Genomic DNA, 249 nt, shown 5'->3' with positions numbered 1-249 from the left:
ATGCAATTTTACATCCCCATTATTTTGTCCCGATAAAGCTTCCCACTTACAACGAGCTATTGCTGGGCATAAAAAAACAGCCTATTCTCATGGAATAGGCTGTCTAGAAAGTTTATTGTTCAACTGGAACGATCGATCCGTCCCATTCTTCCAGAATAAAATCTTGAATCTCTTGTGATGTCAATACTTCAACCAATGCTTGAATATCTTCGTTGTTTTCATCTCCGGATTGCACAGCGATGATGTTAG

At 39.0% G+C, this 249-nt stretch carries 1 protein-coding gene; it reads right to left on the bottom strand.

All coding sequences use genetic code 11. The features are described from left to right. Positions 1-112: 112 nt before the first annotated feature. Positions 113-249, bottom strand: a 137-nt coding sequence (locus tag SB775_RS32260) for a MetQ/NlpA family ABC transporter substrate-binding protein (protein ID WP_410865365.1), incomplete at its 5' end; no start/stop codon positions are given.

The organism is Peribacillus sp. SIMBA_075 (genome assembly GCF_046534585.1).
This window is presented reverse-complemented; position numbering and strand designations above follow the sequence as displayed.